The sequence below is a fragment of the Pseudomonas kielensis genome, from assembly GCF_014236655.1.
In the GTDB taxonomy this organism is placed as follows: Bacteria; Pseudomonadota; Gammaproteobacteria; order Pseudomonadales; family Pseudomonadaceae; genus Aquipseudomonas; species Aquipseudomonas kielensis.
Genome location: NZ_JACMYG010000103.1, coordinates 1 through 455, shown reverse-complemented (window position 1 = coordinate 455; position 455 = coordinate 1). Strand labels below are relative to the sequence as shown.

At 57.8% G+C, this 455-nt stretch carries 1 pseudogene; it reads right to left on the bottom strand.

The features are described 5' to 3' along the window. Positions 1-455 (bottom strand): annotated as a pseudogene (locus H7995_RS28205) (VRR-NUC domain-containing protein); the annotation flags it as partial.

The window sequence follows — 455 nt, the reverse complement described above, 5'->3', positions numbered from 1 at the left end:
GCCGCAAACACGTTTTCGGTTTCAAACGGCTCCTGCCGGTATTCGACCACCACCAGATCGGGCGCCAGTAATCCTTTGGGGCGTGGCCAGAACGGTTGCACGGCGCTGCCAAACCGTTTGGGCCGGGTCGCGGGATCGCCCAGCAAGGCTTTATGGCTGCTGCTGTTGTAGTTGGGTTCGGACTTGAGCGGACTGCGCCATTGCAAGGCTTCGTCCACGGCTTCAAAAAACAATGAAGCGGTGAATTGCTTGAGCGCAATTTCGATGGTGGAGTACACCGTATCGCCTGCGACTTTCTTGCGGATTCGCCGGGGTACCTTGATCGGCATCTGCAAGGACACCAGGCACACCTGGCTGATGGCCGGGCGAAAGGGCACTTTGCGCTCGATGTATTCCTTGAAAATCACGTTCTCGTTGCCACGCCGAGAAACGGTGCTGTTTCCGCCAGGATCGAC